19 protein-coding genes are annotated in these 23,230 nt (G+C 44.5%); 5 read left to right on the forward strand and 14 right to left on the reverse strand.

Going from position 1 to position 23,230, the window contains the following annotated elements:
• The first annotated feature begins 51 nt into the window (after positions 1-51).
• Together AC1DM9_RS24220 and AC1DM9_RS24225 are read left to right on the forward strand one after the other, a co-directional pair.
• Positions 52-1,443, forward strand: coding sequence for an aldehyde dehydrogenase (locus AC1DM9_RS24220; protein ID WP_477582622.1), 1,392 nt, complete (start codon positions 52-54; stop codon positions 1,441-1,443).
• Positions 1,444-1,571: 128 nt separating this feature from the next.
• Positions 1,572-2,981 carry a HEAT repeat domain-containing protein gene (locus AC1DM9_RS24225; protein ID WP_477582624.1) on the forward strand — a complete coding sequence of 470 codons (1,410 nt, stop codon included), beginning with the start codon at positions 1,572-1,574 and terminating at the stop codon, positions 2,979-2,981.
• Between the two features lie 379 nt (positions 2,982-3,360).
• Here the strand turns inward: AC1DM9_RS24225 and AC1DM9_RS24230 are convergent, their stop codons facing one another.
• The 5 genes from AC1DM9_RS24230 to AC1DM9_RS24250 form a co-directional block, all read right to left on the reverse strand.
• Entirely contained in the window at positions 3,361-4,332 is a 972-nt protein-coding gene (locus AC1DM9_RS24230; RefSeq protein WP_477582626.1) for a hypothetical protein, read from the reverse strand.
• A 212-nt stretch (positions 4,333-4,544) separates the two neighbouring features.
• Positions 4,545-5,372, reverse strand: coding sequence for an AraC family transcriptional regulator (locus tag AC1DM9_RS24235; protein ID WP_083682118.1), 828 nt, complete (start codon positions 5,370-5,372; stop codon positions 4,545-4,547).
• A 119-nt stretch (positions 5,373-5,491) separates the two neighbouring features.
• Entirely contained in the window at positions 5,492-6,106 is a 615-nt protein-coding gene (gene wrbA / locus AC1DM9_RS24240; RefSeq protein WP_477582628.1) for an NAD(P)H:quinone oxidoreductase, read from the reverse strand.
• 26 nt (positions 6,107-6,132) lie between these two features.
• The gene (locus AC1DM9_RS24245; protein WP_477582630.1) at positions 6,133-6,585 is read right to left on the reverse strand and encodes a MarR family winged helix-turn-helix transcriptional regulator; all 453 of its coding nucleotides are present in this window, start codon (positions 6,583-6,585) and stop codon (positions 6,133-6,135) included.
• Between the two features lie 191 nt (positions 6,586-6,776).
• Positions 6,777-7,658, reverse strand: a complete 882-nt coding sequence (locus AC1DM9_RS24250; protein ID WP_477582632.1) for an alpha/beta fold hydrolase — start codon at positions 7,656-7,658, stop codon at positions 6,777-6,779.
• A gap of 295 nt (positions 7,659-7,953) precedes the next feature.
• Between AC1DM9_RS24250 and AC1DM9_RS24255 the strand changes: the two genes are divergently transcribed.
• Complete coding sequence (locus tag AC1DM9_RS24255; RefSeq protein WP_477510856.1) at positions 7,954-8,724, forward strand: exodeoxyribonuclease III; 771 nt, start codon at positions 7,954-7,956, stop codon at positions 8,722-8,724.
• A 59-nt stretch (positions 8,725-8,783) separates the two neighbouring features.
• On the opposite strand, the gene murI is transcribed toward AC1DM9_RS24255, so the two are convergent.
• The 3 genes from murI to AC1DM9_RS24270 form a co-directional block, all read right to left on the reverse strand.
• On the reverse strand, positions 8,784-9,581 hold the full coding sequence (murI, locus tag AC1DM9_RS24260) for a glutamate racemase (RefSeq protein ID WP_076268780.1): 798 nt from the start codon (positions 9,579-9,581) through the stop codon (positions 8,784-8,786).
• 152 nt (positions 9,582-9,733) lie between these two features.
• A complete protein-coding gene (locus tag AC1DM9_RS24265; protein ID WP_477582634.1) occupies positions 9,734-11,563 on the reverse strand; it encodes an LTA synthase family protein in 1,830 nt (609 codons plus the stop codon).
• A 183-nt stretch (positions 11,564-11,746) separates the two neighbouring features.
• Positions 11,747-12,214, reverse strand: coding sequence for a RidA family protein (locus AC1DM9_RS24270; protein WP_477582636.1), 468 nt, complete (start codon positions 12,212-12,214; stop codon positions 11,747-11,749).
• A 130-nt stretch (positions 12,215-12,344) separates the two neighbouring features.
• Here AC1DM9_RS24270 and pdxR point away from each other — a divergent pair, with 130 nt between their 5' ends.
• Together pdxR and AC1DM9_RS24280 are read left to right on the forward strand one after the other, a co-directional pair.
• Entirely contained in the window at positions 12,345-13,772 is a 1,428-nt protein-coding gene (pdxR, locus tag AC1DM9_RS24275; protein WP_477582638.1) for a MocR-like pyridoxine biosynthesis transcription factor PdxR, read from the forward strand.
• Positions 13,773-13,787: 15 nt separating this feature from the next.
• Complete coding sequence (locus AC1DM9_RS24280; protein WP_477582640.1) at positions 13,788-14,633, forward strand: Cof-type HAD-IIB family hydrolase; 846 nt, start codon at positions 13,788-13,790, stop codon at positions 14,631-14,633.
• Between the two features lie 138 nt (positions 14,634-14,771).
• Here the strand turns inward: AC1DM9_RS24280 and mglC are convergent, their stop codons facing one another.
• The 6 genes from mglC to AC1DM9_RS24310 all read right to left on the reverse strand — a co-directional run bounded on the left by mglC (position 14,772) and on the right by AC1DM9_RS24310 (position 22,963).
• On the reverse strand, positions 14,772-15,788 hold the full coding sequence (gene mglC / locus AC1DM9_RS24285) for a galactose/methyl galactoside ABC transporter permease MglC (protein ID WP_477582642.1): 1,017 nt from the start codon (positions 15,786-15,788) through the stop codon (positions 14,772-14,774).
• A gap of 30 nt (positions 15,789-15,818) precedes the next feature.
• The gene (locus AC1DM9_RS24290) at positions 15,819-17,336 is read right to left on the reverse strand and encodes a sugar ABC transporter ATP-binding protein (protein WP_477510822.1); all 1,518 of its coding nucleotides are present in this window, start codon (positions 17,334-17,336) and stop codon (positions 15,819-15,821) included.
• A gap of 108 nt (positions 17,337-17,444) precedes the next feature.
• Positions 17,445-18,455, reverse strand: coding sequence for a galactose ABC transporter substrate-binding protein (locus tag AC1DM9_RS24295; protein WP_441878648.1), 1,011 nt, complete (start codon positions 18,453-18,455; stop codon positions 17,445-17,447).
• A 125-nt stretch (positions 18,456-18,580) separates the two neighbouring features.
• Positions 18,581-19,564, reverse strand: a complete 984-nt coding sequence (locus AC1DM9_RS24300) for a substrate-binding domain-containing protein (RefSeq protein ID WP_477582644.1) — start codon at positions 19,562-19,564, stop codon at positions 18,581-18,583.
• On the reverse strand, positions 19,557-21,314 hold the full coding sequence (locus AC1DM9_RS24305) for a cache domain-containing sensor histidine kinase (protein WP_477549101.1): 1,758 nt from the start codon (positions 21,312-21,314) through the stop codon (positions 19,557-19,559). Before AC1DM9_RS24305 ends, AC1DM9_RS24300 begins: the two co-directional genes overlap by 8 nt.
• A complete protein-coding gene (locus tag AC1DM9_RS24310) occupies positions 21,311-22,963 on the reverse strand; it encodes a response regulator transcription factor (RefSeq protein ID WP_477582646.1) in 1,653 nt (550 codons plus the stop codon). Before AC1DM9_RS24310 ends, AC1DM9_RS24305 begins: the two co-directional genes overlap by 4 nt.
• Between the last annotated feature and the right edge of the window lie 267 nt (positions 22,964-23,230).

The raw sequence follows: 23,230 nt of genomic DNA on the forward strand, positions 1-23,230 counted from the left end.
AAGTTCGTTTCATTACCTGTTAAGATGTGGATAGGTAAGGAGGGTTGCGGAATGAGTTCATTAAGAGCAGAAGATATTGAACAGATTGTGCTAGAGCAAAAAACATTTTTCGAACAAGGCCAAACCAAGGAGCTGCGCTTTAGGCTGAATCAATTGCAACGATTGCTGCAAGCCATACAGCGTCATGAGCAGGAAATCGTCAAGGTGCTTTACCAAGACCTTCGCAAAAGTGAGTTAGAGACTCATATGACAGAAATTATAATCGTAACCAATAGCATTCGACATGTCATGAAGCATCTCAAAAAGTGGATGAAGCCGCAGAAGGTGAAAACACCGATTTATCTGTTTCCATCATCCAGCCGTATTATGAAGGAGCCCTACGGCACAGCTTTAATAATTGGTCCCTTCAACTATCCGTTCCAGCTTGTCATTGAGCCGCTTATCGGAGCCATTGCCGCAGGCAATTGTGCCATTCTCAAACCATCCGAAAGCTCGCCTCATGTTTCAGCTTTAATAAGTAAAATCATAAATGAAACCTTTGATCCCGCCTACATTAAAGTCATTGAGGGGGAGAAGGAAACGACCTCATTGCTCATCCACGCGCCGGTTGATTATATTTTTTTCACAGGCAGCATCGCGGTTGGCAAAATCGTTATGGAGGCTGCTGCCAAAAACCTTGTGCCTGTCACGCTTGAGCTCGGAGGAAAAAGCCCTGTCATTGTAGATTCTACCGCTAATCTCGAGATCGCTGCCAAGCGGATTATCTGGGGCAAATTAATGAATACCGGCCAAACCTGTATTTCACCCGATTATGTGCTGGCTCATCAGGATATTAAAGAAAAGCTGGTCGCAAAAATGAAGGAAGTCATCCAATCCTTCTATGGATCTTCTATACAAAGCAACAAAGATTATGGTCGAATCATTAATCAACGTCAATTTGACAGGCTTGCTTCCATTCTGGAGCAAGACAAAGCCAGCATCGTTTATGGAGGAGACACAGACCGCGCAGACCTCTTTATCGAACCGACAATACTGGATGGTGTTTCATGGGATAGCGCGGCGATGTCAGAAGAATTATTTGGCCCTATTTTGCCTGTCATGGAGTACCGAGATATCCATGAGGCCATTCGAATGATTAACGCTCATCCAAAGCCGCTTTCCCTTTATTTATTTACAGAGAATAAAGCGCTGGAGGATGAGGTTATGAGCCGTGTTTCTTTCGGCGGCGGCTGTATTAACGATACGATTATGCACGTCTCTAATCCCTATTTGCCATTTGGCGGTGTTGGCAGCTCAGGTGTAGGAGCCTATCATGGCAAATACAGCTTTGATCTGTTCTCGCATCAGAAGAGTATATTGAAGAAAAGCACCAAGTTTGAGCTTGGACTCGTCTTCCCTCCTTATGCAGGAAAATTAAAAAATATTAAAAAGCTGCTCAAATGAGCAGCTTTTTTTGCTGACAAACAGGAAGTTAGTTTTATGCAAGCTTCACTTAGTTTCGTGTATGTAGCATTGGTTCGACTTCTCATATAATCGGTTTATCACCACAACATTAGGAGGTCATCCATTATATGAATCAATCACCGCTTCTACTCACTGACGAACAAATGCAAAAGTTTATAACTGAAGGCTTTCTTATTCTAAAAACAGATTTCCCTGAATCCTTCCATCAAGCCATGACAGCTGAACTTGGAAAAGTATATGACGAGGAAGGCAATCCCGGCAACAACCTGCTGCCGCGAATCCGAGAAATACAACAGGCTTTCGACAGCCCCGTTATTACAGGCGCATTAACAAGCGTACTGGGTCCAAACTACATGCTGCATGCCCATCGCCATGGCCACTTTAATGCACAGCCGGTTGCTGGTGGTTGGCATAAGGACAGCTACTGGGGCTACTCCCGTATGCGCAACCACCACCCATGGTGGGCTATGATTATGTACTTCCCGCAAAACACGCCAATTGAGCTTGGGCCTACTAGCGTTGTGCCTGGCACCCAAAACTATGAATCACGCACCTTTGCTTCTGACGAGGTGCAAGGAGAAGCTTACGCTAGCGGTGAAGCAGGTACATTTGCACTCATCCACTATGATATCTGGCACCGTTCAACACCAAATGTATTAGGCAATGCTCGTTACATGCTTAAATTTGAATTTATGCGTACAGCTGTTCCAACTAAGCCTTCATGGAATAATCTGATTTCCGAGTGGAAAGAGCCTGCTGACCTTGCCCTGCCAATCGCAAACCACGAAGACATGTGGGAAGAAACATGGAACTGGATGTCAGGTAAGCTAGGCAGTCTAGCAAACACTGCGGAAGCAAACGAAGAGAAATTAGCCGCACTGGCAACGGCTTTGGAAGATAGCTTCGAACCAAATGCCTTGAATGCTGCCTATGAGCTTGCTAAATATGGCGCTCCAGGTGTGAAAGTACTGCTGGCTGGTCTTCATCATGAGAGATTAGACGTATCACGCACGTCTGCTTATGGACTGTCCATCGCAGGCTCAGATGCAGTAAACGGATTGATCGACGCACTAGAGAGCGATCGCTCAGAGACTGTACAATATGCTATATTCGCACTTGGCGAGCTTCGCAGCTATGCTGAATCCGCGCTTCCAAAGCTTGTTGAACTTCTGTCCCACTCCGATGCGACAGTAAGAATTGCAGTCGTTGAAGCACTTGGCATTTTGTCTAATTCTTCAGAAATTGCAGTGAAGGGTCTTATTACAGCCTTGTCCGATGAGGATGTTCAAGTACGATTTACAGCTGGGCTGTCCTTGTCCCGCATGGGTGCTACAGCGGCAGCAGCCGTTCCCGCTTTGGCGGCAGTACTCGATGATGAGAACCGTTATGTAAGAGCTCATGCTCTAGAAGCACTGCGCTATATCGGCACGGATGAAGCGAAGGATATTTTGATCAAATCACTATTCAATTCCCGCTGGTGTTCGACAACTACGCCTGCAAACAGCTTTTATCCTTGATTCCATCGGAGTTCTTATACTTGCAGCATAAAGGTTGTCCCAAAAGAACTAGTTGTGCAGAACAATCCTAATCATGGGAAAAAGTTCGGAATAACAAAGGAGCTAAGCGATTTGAATCCGCTTAGCTCCTTTGTTTTTGGCGTACGCTGCACCGCTGTTACGAACTCAGCAGCTCTTATTTAAACCATTCGCAAGCAATTATTATGGCAACGAACTCCAGCATCGCTATTTCGAGAAAAACAGCTCGTATCATCCTGTAGAGCATGATATAACGATAATCAGGTTCGTTAGCGTTTGAAAAAGATCATTTTTTGCTTAATAAGCATGATACAGTTCGTTAGAGAAAATATGAATCCGAAAGCGTAACAGAGCAAGCGAACTATTCGCTGTCCTTTTTGCTTGCCTCCATCAACTGATGGCATTTCGTTTGAAATTCATGAGCATTATCTACAAATAAATAGATTTGGTCAACTTGTTCTCGAATCCCAAACGCCGTAATAACCGTGATTTCTTCTTTTAATATCATATGCACATTAGGTTCTGTGTCCAGAATCTTTATCGTTTTTTTCATTTTATCCTTAGCTAATTTCTCGAATGTAATGGCCGAAATGGATGCAACCGTATTGATATTCATATCCGAATACATCTGAATGCCATACTGAAACCTTATTTGTTGATCTGATACCAAAATAGGATTTAAGCACATCGCTCGGTAATCAGCAACTAGCAGCATAATAATATATACATTTCCTAATGAGAGTAACCATGCAGCGGTATGCGACCATTGCGCAAGCAGAATGTGCATGCATACCCCTTCAATAATCAATATTTTCGAAAATACGAGTAAGGTTATCAGTTTGTTAGAGTTTTTATGATAACTAAACGAGGCAGACCCCGTTCGAATGAAAGGTGTTTCTCTCCATGCGAACAAGGTGTAATAAAAAACAGATAATTCATGAGTGAGTAAAGCTGCAATTTTGGGATGGCGAATGGTCTCTTCTAGACTTTTCCGAAGTGTTTCTATAGGATGATTATCCACTTTTTTATAACGCTTATAGGCAGCCGCAATATCATAGATTTTTAAAGCTAAAATAAAAGGCGGCAGCGGAATAAGAAAATATTTTATAGCGTTCATCGTTTCTTGATCGGTGTTTGGTACAAATAACGCTAATGCTAAATAACCCAGAAGAGCAAAAGGTATGATGGATGCGATCTTGAAATTCAGCTTGCGAAACCATAGAAAGTACAGCAATAAAGGAATAACAACGACAAAATCTAATGCAATGCCAAGCGTCAGAAGCTGATCGTTCTCTTTAATTAGAACAGAATTAGCAAATAGAAGATCCAGCAAAATGATAATGAAGCTTGAAGCAATAAAGAAACTAATATTCTTTTTATAAAGTTTGTTAATGGCATAACACTCCCTTCCATTTACCTTTTCATTATCTAATATATGGGTAAAATTAGCGCCTTTCAATTCCCTCCTGTGAAGAAAATGGAAACATTTTGTTTGTACTCACAAAAAAAAGCCGTCGCCTTAAATAGCGACGGTTTATTAATTAATCATTTCAGTGAAAGCTCCCTATATTCGCTCGGTGACAAAGCCATATACTCTTTGAATAAACGAGAGAAATAAGTGGCGTCCATACCTAGAGATTCAGCTATTGCCGAGATGCTAAGTGACGTAAAGGATAGCAGCTGCCGTCCTTTGTCCATACGCTTGCGATTCACATATTGTATAGGTGAGAGCCCTGTCGTATTTTTGAACATGCGTATAAAATAATTAGGGTGAAAATGTACAAGCTGAGCAAGAGTATCTACTGTAATATTTTCCGATAAATGCTCTTCAATATAGGTCAGCACGACATTCAGCTTTTCAAACGAGCTGGTTGCCGGTGTTTTGATTGTGACATCCTCAGCCTGCTCCAGCATCATGGCCATAATCTCTAGAAACGCCGACTGCAGCTGCAGCTCGGATGTCCAGTCTTCACTCTTATGATGGTGTACCAGCCTTTCAAATTTACCCTTCAAGCCTTCGTGATCGGATATCGATATCATGACGGGCATTTCGAGCAGTTGAAACAGGTTGAAATTATCTATTTTTGCAGTGAAGTGGCACCAATATTTCCCGTAAGTATTCGTATTAATCGTTCCATAGGATTGTACGACATCTGCGGGCAGCAGACACAGATCACCGGGCTTTGGATAATAAATTTGATTCCCGGCCTTAATGTACCCTTCGCCCTCTTGGATATAATATAGCTTATTCACATCCGTCGTATAATTATCGTCCTTCCACGAAAGCGGCACCTTCGTATAGTCGGCTATGGCAACATGCAATTTTAAACCGCTCATATAGGACTTCCAAAATGTACTTTTGCTTGCGTTCACCGTAATTCCCGCCTTTCAAGGCTGTCATACCCATTGTTCATCGAAGATCGCTGCGATTACCATACCATAATAGCACAAAAAAAAGAGGCAGTATCCCTCTGCCTCTTCTTATTTTCTGCTTAAGCTTGAGCGAGCCCTTGCTTGACCCACTGCGCAACATTGACTGTACGCTTAGCTTGATATTCCACAGCTGCTTTTACATCCTCAACCATTTTCCCGCCTTGCACCGTCACGCTTGTCCCATATGGATTGCCGCCAGCTTCAAAGGTAACTGGACTCGAATAACCCGGTGCAGCTACTATCGCTCCCCAATGGTACATCGAAGTGTACAGTCCAAGGATGGTTTGCTCTTGACCGCCATGCGCGTTCTGCGCCGAAGTCATTCCGCTGACTACTTTATTGACTAGCTTGCCGTTAAACCAAAGTGAGCCTGTCGAATCAAGAAACTGCTTAACAGGACCAGGCATTCCGCCAAAGCGGGATGGAATACTAAATATAATAGCGTCCGCCCATTCCAGATCCTTATAGGTAACCTCTGGTATATCTTGCGTCTCTGCAACATGAGTTCTCCAGATGGGGTTAGCTTGTATTCCTTCTTCTGAAGCAAGCTCAGGCGTCTTCAATATTTTCACCTCAGCTCCAGCTGCTTTCGCACCTTCTGCAGCCCACTGCGCCATTTGATAATTTGTTCCCGTTACACTGTAATATATAATAGCAAGATTAATCGTTGTCATTTGATACATCCCCTTAAACTTTTATGTTATTTGCTCAGTTGTTCTGCATTAATGCCGATCGTTTTTAATAGCTCAATAAGCTTCTCTTTATCCTCGCTGCTTACACAACTCAAATTGCGTGTAATGACATCCGCATGCTTCGGAAAAATATTATCAAACAGTATTTGCCCCGCTTCGGTAAGAATGACATTTGAGCCTCTACGGTCGGTAGCGCTTGGCTCTCGTCTCACATATCCTTTTTTCTCAAGCTTATCAACAACATAAGTAATGCTGCCGCTTGGAATGCAGAACTTTTCACTTATTTTCTGTATCGGATGAGGCCCCTTGCTATACAAAAGCTCCAATATCATAAAATGTTCCTGACTAATGCCATGGCTTTCAATATCCTTGCGCACATTGTCGCCAACTGCCTTAGATGCTTTGAACCATATACGAAATAACCGAAGATCAAGCTGGCTCTGTTCACTATGTTGATTCATGCCCATGCCTCCTTGCTGCATTTATCTTAAAATCATATTTCCTAGTTTTAGTATACTTTTATCCTATCATTAGGGTAAAGACATGTCAACCAACTTTTACCACACGCAAAAAAGGACCGAGCTCTTTCTCCATATAGAGAGTGTGTCGGCCTAGTCGCTTCGTATGATCTCTTACTCCGAACAAAACAAGTTCAATGAAGTAAAAATGGGATTAGTTCATTATGTACAGCATCAGGCTGTTCATGATTAACACCGTGTCCTGCATGAGGGATTATTTTGTAACGAAATTGTCCTGCGTTTAATACCTGCAAAAAATCCTTCTTATGGGATAGCTTGTACTCACCCATCAGAAAATACAGCTTATCCTTTATCGCAGCTGCTGACGCTTGATCATATTTCTGCAGCTTATGTGCAAACATCGCTTGTTGATTGTGATTTTTCATGGCAAGAACAAGATGCTCCGCTAATTCGGGATGCTGTTCATAAACGCGGGATTGGGGCGAGCTTAGCTTTTTTATAATTTTAAGCATATTATTGCGGGTTGGAATCAGCATTTCCGGCATCATCATCATTAAGGTGCTCACCATCGTTTTAATTGGTGTTGTAACCATACCTCCCTCCATGCAAACGACTCTGTTCACTCTACTTGCCTCGTTAACCGTATAATTAAAAGCCATATAAGCTCCATTCGACACACCAGCGATATGAAATTGATTCAGTCCCATTTGATCAACGATTTCATTGATCCAATCCACCTGATCAAACGTCTTTTTCTGAAAGTTTTTGTTAGGCACACTTTTTCCTGGTCCACCCATCGTATCTACTGCAATGCAATAAAAATGGTTGGATAATTCCTTTATGTTCAGCATCCACATCACCGCCGAATTATCTCCAACGCCATGAAGCAGCAGCAGCGGCGGATTCGATTTATGACCAGAAATAAGACAATGCGTGACGCCGTATTTGGTGTTAATGTCCAGCTCCTCAAATTCCGTTGGCCACAGCTCCAGAAGCGCATTATAGGAACGCAGAACCTGTTCTTTTCCTGATTCACTCTTATATATTTTTATCATGACAGCCTCCTTCTTCTTCAATCGTTTACGGTCTTATAAGCAATCTCATCTATCGCAGAAATGCTGCTTAAGTCTACATTATCGTCACTATCAATTTTTACATTAAAATACTTAACTGTATATAACGTTTGCAAATGATATTTTATATATATTAACTAATGTGGTCTCCTAGCAGGTGTCTAATCGCTTGGCACAGCCTTTTTTTATCCACAGAGCATGATGTTTCCAACAGTCCTTTGAAGAAAATATGATAAACTAGTACGTAATGATAGAAAACGTAAGGAGATAGATCATGATTAAGCTAGTATCTTGGAACGTAAATGGTTTACGGGCATGCGTAACGAAAGGCTTTAACGATTATTTCAAGGAAACGGATGCAGATATTTTTTGCCTGCAAGAAACGAAGCTGCAGGATGGACAAATCAGCATGGAGCTTGGTGAGGAGTACTCGCAATATTGGAATTACGCGATTAAGAAAGGTTACTCAGGCACTGCGGTGTTCACCCGCATAAAACCTCTCTCCGTGCACTATGGTATTGAGGAAAACTCGGAGCCAGAGGGACGAGTCATTACGCTGGAGTTTGAAGGATTCTATCTAGTTACGGTATATACGCCTAACGCCAAACGTGACTTATCGCGATTGGATTACCGAATGGAATGGGAAGATCGCTTCCGCGGTTATCTTCAGCAGCTTGATGCCTTAAAGCCTGTCATTGTTTGCGGTGATTTGAACGTAGCCCATCAGGAGATTGATCTTAAGCATCCGAAACCTAATTTAGGCAACTCCGGTTTTACAATTGAAGAGCGCGGCAAAATGACGGAGCTGCTAGCAACTGGCTTCCTCGATACATTTAGACATTTTTACCCGGATCGTACAGATGTGTACAGCTGGTGGTCGTACATGATGAAGGTGCGCGAGCGGAACGTGGGATGGCGGATCGATTATTTCTTAGCCTCTTCAAGACTGAGCCCACTGCTCATCGATGCGTCCATTGACACTCATATTTTGGGCAGCGATCATTGTCCTGTTTTGCTTACTTTGGAAGAACCGCCGGCAATCATATAATCGTCATAAAAAAAGGCGGGCAGCACTCATGATGAGCGCTGCCCGCCTTTTGCTTCGAATTAGCTTTGAAGTGACTGTGTTAAAACATTTTTTTCACGTAAAATCGAAAGTGCCTTTTGCATCTTGTCCATGTAGGCAGGCTCTTGGCCCGAGCACATAAAGCGTACGTTACCGTTGCCTCCGCCTCCGGGAATGCCATAGCGGCTTAATAATGCGGATAAGCGTTTCACCGTTCCCACATTCCCATCCACAATCTCGATATGAGCAGGAAGCAGCTCCCTCAATATATCCTTGTAGAAAGGATAATGTGTACAGCCGAGTACGATAATTCCGTAATTGTCTAAATCATAGTTTGCGAGCTTTGCCCGGAAATATTCGTTGATAATCTGTTTATCGAATTGCAGCGCCTCACAATAACGCACAAGCTCCGGCAGAGGCAGTGAATCCACGATTCCCATCTCATCCACGCGTGACACGAGTGCGTAATATTTTGGCAATTGTAGCGTTAACTGCGTTGCGAAGACGAGTACCCTTTTGCCTGTTGCTCGATTCATTTCTACTGCTGGCTTAACAGCAGGCTCCATGCCGACAATGGGCAGGGAATAACGCTCTCTTAACTCGTTAATTGCAATACTGGTCGCTGTATTGCAAGCGACGACCAATGCATCTATGCCCTCTTCCATCATTAAACCAACCGTTTCAAAAATGTACGCTTTCACGTCTTCCTCTGACTTCGTCCCATAGGGAACATGGAGCGTGTCCGCCATATAAAGAAAATCCTTATCAGGTAGTCTTTGAAGTGCCTCCGCTAATACGGTAAGCCCGCCAAGCCCTGAATCAAAAAAACCAATTCGCATGTCTCATCGATTCCTTACGTTTATTGGAATAGAGTACCTTCTGTAGCTATATCCATCTTACCTCATTGCCTGCCTCCATAAAAGCTTATAATTGCATTTGCGAAGAAAAAAATGCCTCAAGTCCGGATAGACAAGAGGCATTTCATCTGTTTCTATGGTGCCCGCTTCGGCAGCAGACGTACATAATCATCCGAAAGCTTCATGAGTTCCAGTATATAATCATAATCTCCACGATATTTGCTGAAGTCAGCTACCGGCTTTTTCGTTCTAATATCGACAGCAGTTCCGTCCTCAAAGCCTTTGCCTGGTATAAATAAGATGTCATTATTAAAAAATGATCCTGTCGGCAAATAATACCGCATACCGATTACATTTTGAGAAATATTAAGCAAGTCATGGCCAAACGTCGTAAAAGCTTGATCATCAAGCGATATGCCTAGCAGATTTGTAACGGTCGGCATAATATCAACCTGACCGCCAACCTGATTAACGGTTTTCCCCTCTATGCCAGGTACATGAACAATAAGCGGGATGTTTAAGCGGCTAATTTGCTCATCATAGTGGATGCCCAGCTGCTCACTAACCCATGCAGGATCATTGTCTGTCGTTTGTAGACCAGCGTGATCGCCATAGGCGACTAATATCGTATTTTCCCACATGCCGCTCGCTTTGAGCCCCTCAATAAAACGGCCCAGTTCATAATCGGTATAATTTAATGCGGTCAAATAATTGCCCAGCTGCGTTCCTTGCAAGGAGTCCGGCATCGTAATATGCTGAAGCTCCGTTGGAACCTTGAAAGGATGATGACTGGATGCAGTTACGAATTGAGCATAAAAAGACTTGCCTTGCTCCTTCATATCCTGAAGCTTTTCAAGACCGACCCTGTAAAGCTCCTCATCCGATGCGCCAAAAGAATTAAAATGATCATTTTTAAATGATGCTTTATCATAATATGCCGTAAAACCTAGCGCAGGATACATTCGGTTGCGATCCCAAAAAGTCACATCATTGATATGAAAGGTATTGGATTCGTACCCGCTTTCTCCAAGCAGTCTGGGAAGACTCGGCAGCTCTCGATCACCATAGCCTGTAGACATCGCCATATCCCCGGTTGGATAGATAGAAGTATTTGACATGAATTCAGCGTCCGCAGTATTCCCTTGTCCAATTTGTTGGAATACATAAGGAAAGTAGAAGCTTTCCTTCGCTAGCTGATTAAGAACAGGCGTAACCGCCTGACCACCGACAGACAAATTGATGGCAAAGTTTTGGAACGCCTCCATTTGAACGACGATCACATTTTTACCTTCGGCAGATCTGAAATAATTAGGCATGCCTGCAACGACCATCTCTCCAGCTTGTTCAAAATAGGAGGATTTGAGCGCTACCGCATCAGCCCCTGTTTCTTCTACATTGCCATTTTTCAGCGCGGCCTGCTCTTTGCTCGCCTTAACGGCTGCCGCTACCTGATAATTGATATAGCCTAAATTCTCAGCTTTCACAATCTCATTCGGAATCGTACTCGCGGACCAAATGAATCCACCCGAGATCGCAATACATAGAACAGCTGCAATGGCTGTATACAAAGGTTTGGCAATTCGCTTGCGCCCATCGCTGCGTATTCCTCTGACACGTTTAACGATATATAGAGCTGCCAAGACGGCAACATCCAGAAAGTAAATATAATAAGCAGGCAAAATAATAGACCCTACGCTTGTCCTAATTTGCAGTACCTGGTCAAGTCCATGCAGTGCGGTATACGTAGGTACTGTTCCGTAATAACTGACATACACCGTTGAAGCAAATAGCAGCAAGGAAAACACGGCATTCACGAGCCCAAATACGGCACCTCTCCACCTCGCAGAGGTGACTAGCTCCAGCAGCAGAAGCAGTGCAAGTACGGCTGCTGCATCAGGCAGCAAGCTCTCCACCTGTATGCCCGAAAAGACGAAATGGCGAAACAGGAGCATTTTCAACATCATAAAGATGAATATAACGATAAACAGTGATCTGTCATAACGTTTAGGGAAAAACTGCAAGACGCTCACTCCTTAGAAATTTGCACTTCATTAAATATAAAAAAACCGTCATCACCTGACGGCTTTCTTAAACTTTAATGTTAAGGCAATATAAAAGCAAATGCAACGGCTAATAATTAGAAGACTTTATGCCGTGGCCACTTCAAAAATAGAATCAACAATGATCGGCAGCTGATTTCTTAAGGAGCTCGCCCCCATGACCGAACGTGCATGAATTCCTCTCTCGCCAAATACCTCCACCATCAAATCCGAGAAGCCATCGAGTACCTTATGATGCTCTTCATAGCTCGGATCAGCATTCACAAAACCTTGTACCTTTACGACGCGAGTCACAAGATCCAACCGCTCTAGTGAATGCTTTAATACGGCGAGAACTTCAATTCCTGTCTGCCTAGCGAGTTGATAACCTTCTGCTGTCGTAAACTCGTTGCCAAGCTTCCCTTTTATCGCGGCCGCAGGTCCTTTGCCAGAAACAAACAGAAGTCCATTTGAAAATACGCAGTTAGCGTATTTAGCTGCGGGCTCGCTCGCCTTTGGTACAATAATCCCTAATGTTGCCAATCTACTTTCAACGGTTCCTTCTACTTGCGGCATAGCAACCCCTTCTCTCCATTTATATTTCTTGTTATTGATGGAAGCCTATGCCAAAGTTTATACTGAAATTGACCTCTACCACAGTGTCAGATTTATATGAATTTTAAGGGTCAGATTGTGTGGAGATAAGATGGATATCAACCTTTCAGAAGAAGAGCAAGGCCCTGTCTATTTGGTGTTGTACAGACATTTACGGAAACTCATCCAATCTGGCGCTCTAGCGGATGGAACAAAGCTTCCATCAATTCGATCGCTCCGCGAGCAATCGAAGCTTAGTAAAACGACAATTGAAACGGCTTATCACATGCTGCTGGAAGAAGGTTATGTGGTTAGCAAGCCGCGCGCCGGTCTATTTGTTATAAAGTCACAATTAACTCCTGCTGCTGCCATGGTTCATACAGAGATTTTAGAAGAAAAAGCTATTATACATCGCCATTCCATTCCGATTCCTATCCAAAACGACGCAGTCGTCGATTTCAGCCTGCTCGCCGTGGACGGACAATCATTCCCCATTCGCGCATGGAAGTCCGTCCTTCATGATGCCCTATCTCTCCATGCGAATTATGTTCATCAGTATGGCGATCCGCGGGGCGAATACGATTTGCGTTTGCAATTGTCTTACTATTTAAAGCGTTCAAGAGGCGTCAATTGCACGCCTGAACAAATCATTATTGGATCAGGTTTTTCTTACAGCACACAAATTCTCGCTAAATTGCTAAACGGTGCATCTACAATTGCAGTGGAAGAAGCCGGTATCGCTCAGGTAAGAGCTGCCTTCCAGCAGCACGGCTACAACGTCTCTCCTGTCCCCGTCCATAACATGGAGAACTTCGTTTCTATATTAGTAGACAAACAAATTCGAATCTTATATGTCACTCCTTCACATCGTCCTACTGGGAGCTCATTGCCGTACTCCACTAGGCAGCTGCTGCTCCACTGGGCAAGCACAAACAGCGCCTATATCATTGAGGATGACTACGACGGAGAGTTTCGTTATTCAGGCAAAACCATCCCTTCTCTCCAAGGAATGGATCATCAGGGCAGCGTCATTTATATTGGGACGTTTTCCAAAGCCTTCACACCCGCGCTGCGTATGAACTATATGGTTGTCCCGACTCCGCTGCTCAGTAAGCTGCAATCTATAGAGCACACACTTACAAGTCCATCACGCATCGATCAGTGGGCCATGCAGCTGTTCATGGAACGAGGGCATTGGTACAGGCATGTAAGGAAGGTTCGCAATCTTTATCGTAAAAAACGTGCTAAGCTGCTTCAGCTCATTGACACTTATTTTCCCGAGCATGTCCAGGTTCATGGCGACTGTGCAGGGATGCATGTGGAAATCGCTGTTCAAACAACGTGCAGTGCCGAGGAGCTGATTAAGCTTGCTGCTTCGGAGGACGTTTACGTGTATGCTGCACAGGATACGCCTATCCTGCCCGGTCGTTTTGCAAGATTGTATTTGGGGTTCGGCGGATTAAACGAGAAAGAATTGGAACGAGGGTTGCGCCGGCTCGTGAAAGCATGGGCGGGAGCCCTACTTCCTAATCATGAATAACAGGGGGCTTTACTAATGGCAAACAATCATTTCCTTACAGATCTCGATGGAACGCTGCTTCAATCGGATGCTACCTTGTCCGAGTATACGGTTAACGTCATAAACCATGCGATGAAGCAAGGTATCATCATTAGTTATGCAACGGCAAGAAGCTATATCAGCTCCAACAAAATTGTATCTGTCATTCCGTGGAAATATCCGATCGTTTTATATAATGGCGCGGTTATCTTTGATCCCATTTCATCCAAGGTCATAGGCGGATACTGGCTGGATAACGAAACGACAAATCAAATTATTAATCTAGGAAGAAAACAAGCTCTAATTCCCTTCTTGTTCGCGCTTGATGCGGAGGATAAGGAACGTGTATTCCATGAGAAGCTGCTGCGAATTGGCGACATAACCTTCTACGAGAGCCGCCCTAATGATCCTCGTTTTGGAGAAATGCCGCTGCTCGAATGCTCGGATGCCTTTAGGACGCTCATTGTGACCTATATTGGCTTGCTGCATGAGCTTGAGCCGCTTAAGGATGAAGTACAGCGTACATACGGCGATCGGGTTCATGTTCATCTCATGAAGGATCAATATATAAAAGATCATTATTTTCTAGAATTCAGCCACAGCAAAGCAAATAAAAAAGAAGGCTTGAAGCAATGGGCTGAGCTGATGCAATGTACGCCTGAGGACGTTACAGTGTTCGGTGATAATTTGAATGACTTAGGGATGTTCGAAGCTGCCGGCACCAAGGTCGCTGTTTCCAATGCGCATCCTACTCTCATTGAGCTGTCCACGCTAGTCGTAGAGAGCAACGATGAGGATGGAGTAGCGAAGTATATTGAGCGTGTGATTGAGGAGGAGTCTTAGCCTGCATATCTAAAAGCATCATTGCTGAATAGCTGCCACCAGTTGCGCGAAGTACAATGGAAACCTATCGTGTGAATGAAAGAAGAAGCTGCCCTAAGGTCATCGACCTTCTGAGACAGCTTCTTCTACGTCCTTACGTTACTTCTTCGCTACATATTTGCGAATATCAAACGCTACAGCAACAACGATAATCAAACCTTTGATAATCAGCTGCCAGTTCGGGTTGATACCGATATAAGTCAAACCATAGTTGATGACAGTGAAAATGAGAACACCTGCGATGATCCCTTTCACTCTGCCTACGCCGCCAGTTGTTGAAACGCCGCCGACCACGCATGCTGCAATGGCATCAAGCTCATACATATTGCCGTAGTTGTTCGACGCGCCGCCCGTACGCGCTGCTTCGAGCACACCCGCTAAGCCGTACAAAGCACCCGCAATTGCATAAATCCACATCAAGTTTTTAGCCACGTTAATGCCGGATACATGAGCCGCTTGAATGTTGCCGCCAATGGCGTACATGTTTTTACCAAGACGCGTTTTATTGAAGACAACCCATACGATGAACGCTACAAAAATAGCGATTAATACGATATAAGGAATAGAGAATTGACCGCTGCCAACAGCACCTGTACCAATTTCAGTGAAATCACTGCGCAAACCGCCGATTGGCTGCGAGTTGTTTGGCGGCATATCGAAGTAAAGAGAATTCGCACCGTACACCGCGACCATCGTACCAAGTGTAGCAATAAAAGGCGGTACGTTAAATTTCGCTACGATTAAGCCGTTCAATAGTCCGACCAGCAAACCAACCGTGATCGCGATTACAATCGGAATGCTCACCCATAGCTCAGGCAGGTTAGGGAAAAACTTGCTCGCATATTCAGGCATTTGCAGCATCGATGCGGATACGACCGCACTGAGTCCAACTACACGCCCTGCTGACAAGTCAGTTCCCGCTGTGATAAGAACAAATGCAGCGCCAAGCGCAATAATGACTCGCGTCGATGACTGCACCATCATATCTCTAAGCGTTGTTATAGACAAAAAGTTTGCATCAATAATGGCGATTCCTAAAATTAATGCGACAAGTACAATCCAAATGGCATTTTGCGAAAATGCATTTTTTATTTTCAAACCTTTAGCTGCTTCCATTGCCGTAAACCTCCTTTAAATCCTTCATCATTAGCCCGTCTGTGCTGCAAGCCGCATAATGCTTTGCTCGGTTGCCATGTTGCCTTCAAGAATACCTGTGGCACGACCCTCCGACATCACCATGATGCGATCGGACATGCCAATGAGCTCTGGCATCTCAGACGAAATCATAATGATGCTTTTCCCTTGCTTGGCAAGCTCAATAATAATGTTGTAAATTTCATATTTAGCTCCGATATCAATGCCCCTTGTTGGCTCGTCCAGCAACAAAATATCAGGATTTGTAAGCAGCCAGCGAGCTAACAGCACCTTCTGCTGATTACCGCCGGATAGGTTGCGAATCAATTGATCAACAGACGGCGTCTTCGTCTTGAATTTCTCAACACCTTTTGCTGCTTCCGATCTCATCTTTGATTCATTTAAGAAACCAAAGCGATTCTGATATAAATCGAGATTAGCGATCGCTGTGTTCTCGGTTACGGACAACACCGGAAAAATCCCCGTCACCCTGCGCTCCTCAGTTAATAGTGCAATTTTGTGGCGCTTTGCATCGATTGGCGACTTAATCGTAATCGACTTCCCATCCTTGTAGATGACACCTGATTTTACGGATCGAAGCCCGAACAACGCCTCAATCAGTTCAGTACGCTGAGCCCCAACCAGTCCGCCTATTCCGAGAATTTCACCTTTTCTCAGCTCGAACGATACATCCTTGAAGGAATGTGCATGCGGCGAGGTTAATCCCTCTACGCGCAGCATGACTTCTCCTGGGATGTTCGTACGCTCCGGGAATCGATCCGATAAATCTCGGCCAACCATGCGCGTAATAATCGTATCGATGGTCAGCTCAGGAGCTGGCCAAGTACCGATGTATTTACCGTCGCGCATGATCGTCACGTCATCGGAGATTCGTAATATTTCTTCCATTTTGTGCGAAATATAAATAATCGAAACGCCTCGTGCACGCAGCTTATTGATTATGTCGAACAGCTGCTCTACCTCATTGCCTGTAAGCGAGGAAGTAGGCTCATCCATTACAATAATTTTGGAATTGAAGGACACCGCTTTTGCAATTTCGAGCGATTGTATTTTGGAAACTGACAACTCGCCGACCAGCTGATGAGGGTCAATCGTCATATTTAAATCCTCGAACAGCTGAGCTGTGTCGCGGTACATCTTTTTATGATCAATGAACCGGAAAGGTGCTATGCCTCTTACCGGGAATCTGCCAAGCCAAATGTTCTCCATCACGCTGCGCTGCGGCACTGGATGCAGCTCCTGATGAATCATGGAGACGCCATAATTCAATGCGTCCTTGGAGTTTTTAATATCAACCTTTTGCTCATCAAGAATGATCTCGCCGTTATCCGGCTTATAAATGCCAAACAAACATTTCATCAATGTAGATTTACCTGCACCATTCTCGCCCATGAGCGCATGAACCGTGCCCGGCCGTACTTTTAACGTAACATCATCTAGCGCCTTAACACCTGGAAACGTCTTGGTAATCCCGTTCATTTCAAGCAAATAAGGATGCTGCTTTGCCATCGTGTAGCCTCCCTTTGTCCAGCCCGCCAAGAAAGTAGGCGAAAAAAAACAGGGGCAACGCAAGTGACGTTATTCCCCCGCTCTTGATCATCCATCTTACCGCTTATCTTATTTGCTCTCTTGCGTTACCTTTTGGTATGGAATCCAAACGTATTTACCGTCTGTAATTTCAAAGCCTGTGTTCTCTTTCGTTGGTGTTTCGCCTGCAGCAAGAACGCGCATAAGCTCAACCGTTGCTTTACCTTGGTTCGACGCATCGTTTAGAACGGTACCGAGCAAAGTGCCTTCTTTCAGCGCTTGCTTAGCTGGATCTGTTGCATCTACGCCAACAACCGGCATAAATTTATTGTCTTTAAAGTAGCCAGCAGCTTTCAATGCTTCAATCGCGCCAAGCGCCATGTCATCGTTGTTTGCCAGAACAGCTTCAATTTTATCGCCTTTGGAAGCAAGGAAAGCTGCCATCTTTTCTTGGCCCTTAACACGATCCCACATCGCAGTATCTTCAGCAATATTCTCGACTTTGATGCCAGCATCTTGAATCGCCTGTACAGAGAACTTGGTCCGAAGCTCAGCATCTTGATGCCCCGGCTCGCCTTTCAGCATCGCATATTGCAGCACGCCGTCACCGTTTTTGTCCGCTTCCGGATGTGCTTTCCAATACTCAGCTATGATTTCGCCTTCCATAGTGCCTGACTCTTCAGCTTTTGCGCCTACAAAAAACGCCTTGTCCCATTTTGCCAAATCATCAGCAAGCGGCTCGCGGTTAATGAATACTACCGGAATATTAGCTTTTTGTGCTTTATCAATAACGATGCCAGCAGCTGTACGGTCAACCGGGTTAACTGCCATTGCTTTTACTTTTTTAGTTATAAACAAATCTACTTTATCATTTTGTGTGGGCTGCGAGTTTTGGCTATCTACGATATCTACTGCCAATTTACCTTCTGCCGCTGTATCGATCGCGCTGCGCACACCGCTCATAAATGTGTCGTCAAATTTATAAATGGCTACGCCTGCCTTAGGCAAGCTGCTTGCGCTCCCGTCGCCATTTGCGCTTCCGCAACCTGCTGCTGTAACTGCTAATGCTCCAATAACGAGCGCTGCTGTCCACTTTTTCATTATTTATATCCCCCTGGTGGATGAATTAACTACTGCTTCATTATGTCGTAATTTTGGAGGGATTCACATGTAATATCCTCATCACTTTTATTAATATCCTCATCTATTTGCATATAAAATGAGCATTATTGCACAACAGGGAACAATAACTTCTGATTTTTAAGCCAAAACATATTCTCTTCCGTTATAAGCTCCATACTCATTTCAACCTTCTCGGGAACCGATTGTCCATTTGCTGCTGCTAATGCATGCTTGACGCTAAGATAGCCCATGCTGAAGGGATTTTGTACGATTAATGTTTGCAGCTGATTTTCCTGAAGCAGCTCCAGCAGCTCCGGCGAGCTATCGAAGCCTACCAGCTTGATCTTATTGCCCGCTTGCCTGCGTTTCAGTTCATACGCCGCTCCTATCGACGTTTCTGTGTTAAGTGTTAATATGCCGTCTACCTTTTGCTTATCTAAAATACTGCTGACGGTTTGCTCACATTCTTGGTACGCCTCCGAGCACAATTGACTGCCAACAAGGTGAAGTCCCTCATATTCGTTAACTGCATCACGGATTCCCCGCTCCCGCTGAATGCCATTAATTCCACCCTTGCTATACGTTACAATCGCAACATCGCCGTTGCCTCCAAGCTGTCTGGCGATTTCCCGCAGCGCTTCTTTGCCAGCTAAGTAATTGTCCATTCCGACATAAGAAGCCGTCTTCCCCGAGGTTAGCAAGCTGTCCATTGCGATAACTGGTATATTCCGCTTCGCAGCTTCCTCCAAAAAAGGCTGAAATGCCGCATCATCATTTGCTCCGATTACAATTGCATCTGGCCGAGTCTCCAGCGATTGCATAGCTGATTGCAGCTGCCCTTTGATATCCCCCTCATCTGCACCAGCAGAGACATGCAGAGTAATGCCAAATTCTTTGACGGCAGCTTGTGCGCCCATCGTCACATTTTTCCAGTAGTCGCCTTTGCTCGTCCGAAGAATAAGCTGAATCGTCTTCCCAGTCTGCTCCTGCTTCGGCACTTCTGGACCCGGGTAGAGAGCGGAATACAATAAAAGGACAGCTATGATGAAGAGCAGCAAGCTAATGACCCTGCCTTTGAGATTAACCATTATGCTTTTCCCCTCCTTCAGCTTGCTGCAGCGTAAGAGCAGGGAAACGAATCGTGACGGTTGTGCCTACTTCCTGCTCGCTCTCGAAATGCAAACCATAAGTTGGACCAAAGAACAGTCGAATTCTCTCCTGCACATTCATAACCCCAACACCTGATCCCTTCGAGCTTATGACAGCACCTGTAAGAATTTTACCCAGTCTCTCCTCCGACATGCCAAGCCCATTATCAACGATTTTGATCACAATATCACTGCCTTCAAGCCTCATGGAAATAGCAATATGCCCCTTGTCAACGGAGGGCTCAATGCCATGCACGAGCGCGTTCTCAATTAGAGGCTGAACAATAAGCTTTAAGGTAGCAAGCGACAATGCCTCCTGCTGCAAATCAAAGGAATAGTCGAATTTATTTTTGAACCGCATGTGCTGGATAACCAAATAGTTCCGTGCATGCTCCATCTCATCCGCTAGCGTGATTAGGCTTTTCCCTTTGCCTATACTAATGCGAAACAGCTTGGACAGCGACGTAATCGTCGTAATCACTTCTTCATTTTTGTTCATGCCCACCATGCGTACGACCGTATTTAACGTATTGTACAGAAAATGCGGATTGATCTGCGCTTGCAGCGCTTCCAGCTCGTACTTTCGTTTGCTCTCCTGTTCCCTTACAATTCGTTCCATCAGCTGCTTGATCGTACCGATCATAATGTTGTACCGATCTGCAAGACGCTTGATCTCAAGCGGCCCTTCGCCGCTGGCGGCCAGGTTGAAGTCGCCCCGCTCTACGCTTTTCATCGAAAGCTCCAGTCGTTTGATCGGTCTTGAGATTCTCCGTGCGACTAAACTCGATAATAAAAATACGATTAGCGCTAGGCCGATAACAAGCTTGGACATCGATCGGTTTAATTGCCCGCTTGTCGTCATCACCTCATCCAAATAGGATACGCCTACTACCTTCCAGCCGACGTTGCCAATCGTTTGAACGCTTATCATTTTTGCCTCATCCGTAGAATCGTCAATAAAGCTGCCGTACGTATGCTTAAGCGCCAGCTCAACATTCTCTTCTTTCAGCTTCGCATAGATGAGCTCAAGCTGCGGATGATAAACAATGTTGCCCGCAGACTCGTCCAGCATGTACACATAACCCTTTTGCCCCAAGCTCACTCGTTCGGACAGCTCATCAATCGTATTGAAATTGACATCCATCAGCAAAACGCCATGAACCTGCTTGCCTTGATGCTGGACTGTGATGCTTTTGCTCATCGATACGACCCATCGGAACTGCTGCTTATACAAATTTTGAACATGCGGAAGCGATATGGATAAGTGACCTGCTGAATCGAGTGCGCTTCGAAACCAGCCTTCCTCCGTCACTTTCAGCGTTTCCTTCAGCTCAACATTCGGTAAATCGATAAGCAGCTGACCTTTATCATCGAATAAGGCGAGTGATACCGTGTCCGAACGCGTCGACATCATCGATTCCAGCTGGCGGCGCATCCCATCGGACTTCACATCGGCGCTTTGTCCGATTGAATGATGCATCATGTTGAACAAGTCAGACGTGACCTCTATATAATTTTCAAGATTGTAGCTTACTTGATCGACAATTTGCTGTGAGTTGCGAAAGGCATTTTCCTGCGCGGTTGCAGAGAAACGACCATATAATACAACGCTGACAAGCAATATAATAAACACAGAAAATATCGTAATAGAAACGGTTAATATAAACTGTATGCTTTTGCGGTTTATCATTTTTCTAGTCCCAGTAAGCCGCTGCGATATTCTTTGGCAGACAATCCGGCATATTTCTTAAAGCTGAGGCTAAAATAATTTGGATCGGCAAATCCGATTTTCTCCGCTATCTCAAATGCTTTGAGCTCTGTCGTGCGAAGCAGCTCCTTCGCCTGTTCCATTCGAAGCTGCAGCAAATAAGCACCGAACGTCATTTTTAACTCTTTTTTAAACAAGCCGCTAAAATATCCTGCGCTGATATGCAGATGGGCACACACCTTCGCAATAGACAAATCACTATCGTGATAATGCTCTTTCGTATAGTGAATAGCATCCTCTACGATTTGTTTATAAGTATGCTGCCTGCGGCTGGCGATACGAACTCTCACCTTAGCACATAAATCTCCAAACCAAGCCTTCGTTTCCTGCATGCTGTTCAGCTTCTGGTATTGATTCAATATGCCCCATCCGCCTGCGAAAATGTCATCATTGTCACTCTCATAAGCTTTGGTCAGCTTGATAATCGCCGTTACCATCTCGAGCAAATAATGCTGGTACTCATGAACAGGAGCCTGGACGCGGGATATTTCATCAAACAGTCCATCAATTACTTCCTCCAGCTCTTTCTCGGTACCAAGCTTCACCGTTCGAACTAGATTTTGCTCCTTCCATTCGTCGAAGAGAAGCTTGTCATTCACACGACTTTCCATATCATCGATACAAATGATGAGGTTGTTGCCAAGAATCCGGCGATAATCTAGAGCAACCGTTGCAGCCTCATAGGCATACTTGAGATTTCCCACATCTTGTGTGAAGATTCCAACGCCAATCATGACGGGAAAACGTAAAAACCTCTCGATACTTTGCAGTATTTCCTTTAACGCATCCTGTGTTTGCTCCATTACCAAGCCCTTATCGAGCTCTGGGCTGACCGTGAACAGTACAACTTGATCTTGATGAATAAAAACTTTGCCAAGTAAATGTCTATTCCATATTTCAGCTGCAATATTGCATACGGAGAATAGCTTCAGATCCAAATCTGTTGACGAAGCGAGTGAATGTGAGGATACTTGATGCTCAGCATCCTGCTGATGTTCAGAGTGATTAACTGCAATAATGGATACGATGTACCCTTCGCCATCCAGCTCCATGCCGTATTTCGCTGCTTTTATAGAAATGTCCTTATAAGACTGTTTGCGAGTAATTAAAGAGGAAAGAAACTTCTCGCGCACGATAGGCAGACTGGTGCGGTAATGCTCCTCCAGAAGCTCAATATTGGTTCGCTTCTCACGCTCTTCATCCATGCGCTTCGCTACTTCCGCAATCGTGTCCGTCAGCTGCTTCGCCGAGAACGGTTTCAAAACATAAGCCTCTACCTGCAAATGTATAGCTTGCTTCGCGTATTCAAATTCATCATGACCCGATAAGATGACAATTCGTGTAATGGGATACACCTTTCTAGCCCATTCCGACAGCTCCAGACCGTTCATATATGGCATGCTAATATCTGTAATGAGCACATCAGGCTCCATTTTCTCAAAAATCTCCATCGCTTCCTTGCCGTTTCCTGCTGTTCTAACTTCTGAGAAACCGCAGCTCTTCCAATCAATCTCACTCATTAATCCTTCCGTAACTTCCGGCTCGTCATCAACGAGCAGCAGCTTGTACACATGTACCCCTCCAAAATTAATGCTTTTTGACGAAGCACCTGTTCAATCACCTCGTTTCGCCACTCCCCATTTAACCATAGATTTTATGAATGTAAATAAGAAATCAATGGATTAGGTTAGGGTATGTCTTACTCCTATCTTCTTATTCATGCAGGAAAATAACTTTTGAAGCCTATAAGAGCATGCAAAAAAACCGTAATCCTCTTAAAGAGCTTACGGCATCTTTTTTGCACATATACAACCTATAACCATAACATTCCTCATTGC

The sequence above is a fragment of the Paenibacillus sp. 01T431 genome, from assembly GCF_056398625.1.

Coding starts and splice junctions, on each gene's coding strand:
- AC1DM9_RS24220 (WP_477582622.1), top strand. CDS start 52: ATGAGTTCATTAAGAGCAGAAGATATTGAACAGATTGTGCTAGAGCAA.
- AC1DM9_RS24225 (WP_477582624.1), top strand. CDS start 1,572: ATGAATCAATCACCGCTTCTACTCACTGACGAACAAATGCAAAAGTTT.
- wrbA (WP_477582628.1), bottom strand. CDS start 6,106: ATGACAACGATTAATCTTGCTATTATATATTACAGTGTAACGGGAACA.
- AC1DM9_RS24245 (WP_477582630.1), bottom strand. CDS start 6,585: ATGAATCAACATAGTGAACAGAGCCAGCTTGATCTTCGGTTATTTCGT.
- AC1DM9_RS24250 (WP_477582632.1), bottom strand. CDS start 7,658: ATGATAAAAATATATAAGAGTGAATCAGGAAAAGAACAGGTTCTGCGT.
- murI (WP_076268780.1), bottom strand. CDS start 9,581: ATGCGAATTGGTTTTTTTGATTCAGGGCTTGGCGGGCTTACCGTATTA.
- AC1DM9_RS24265 (WP_477582634.1), bottom strand. CDS start 11,563: ATGATGTTGAAAATGCTCCTGTTTCGCCATTTCGTCTTTTCGGGCATA.
- AC1DM9_RS24270 (WP_477582636.1), bottom strand. CDS start 12,214: ATGCCGCAAGTAGAAGGAACCGTTGAAAGTAGATTGGCAACATTAGGG.
- pdxR (WP_477582638.1), top strand. CDS start 12,345: ATGGATATCAACCTTTCAGAAGAAGAGCAAGGCCCTGTCTATTTGGTG.
- AC1DM9_RS24280 (WP_477582640.1), top strand. CDS start 13,788: ATGGCAAACAATCATTTCCTTACAGATCTCGATGGAACGCTGCTTCAA.
- mglC (WP_477582642.1), bottom strand. CDS start 15,788: ATGGAAGCAGCTAAAGGTTTGAAAATAAAAAATGCATTTTCGCAAAAT.
- AC1DM9_RS24290 (WP_477510822.1), bottom strand. CDS start 17,336: ATGGCAAAGCAGCATCCTTATTTGCTTGAAATGAACGGGATTACCAAG.
- AC1DM9_RS24295 (WP_441878648.1), bottom strand. CDS start 18,455: ATGAAAAAGTGGACAGCAGCGCTCGTTATTGGAGCATTAGCAGTTACA.
- AC1DM9_RS24300 (WP_477582644.1), bottom strand. CDS start 19,564: ATGGTTAATCTCAAAGGCAGGGTCATTAGCTTGCTGCTCTTCATCATA.
- AC1DM9_RS24305 (WP_477549101.1), bottom strand. CDS start 21,314: ATGATAAACCGCAAAAGCATACAGTTTATATTAACCGTTTCTATTACG.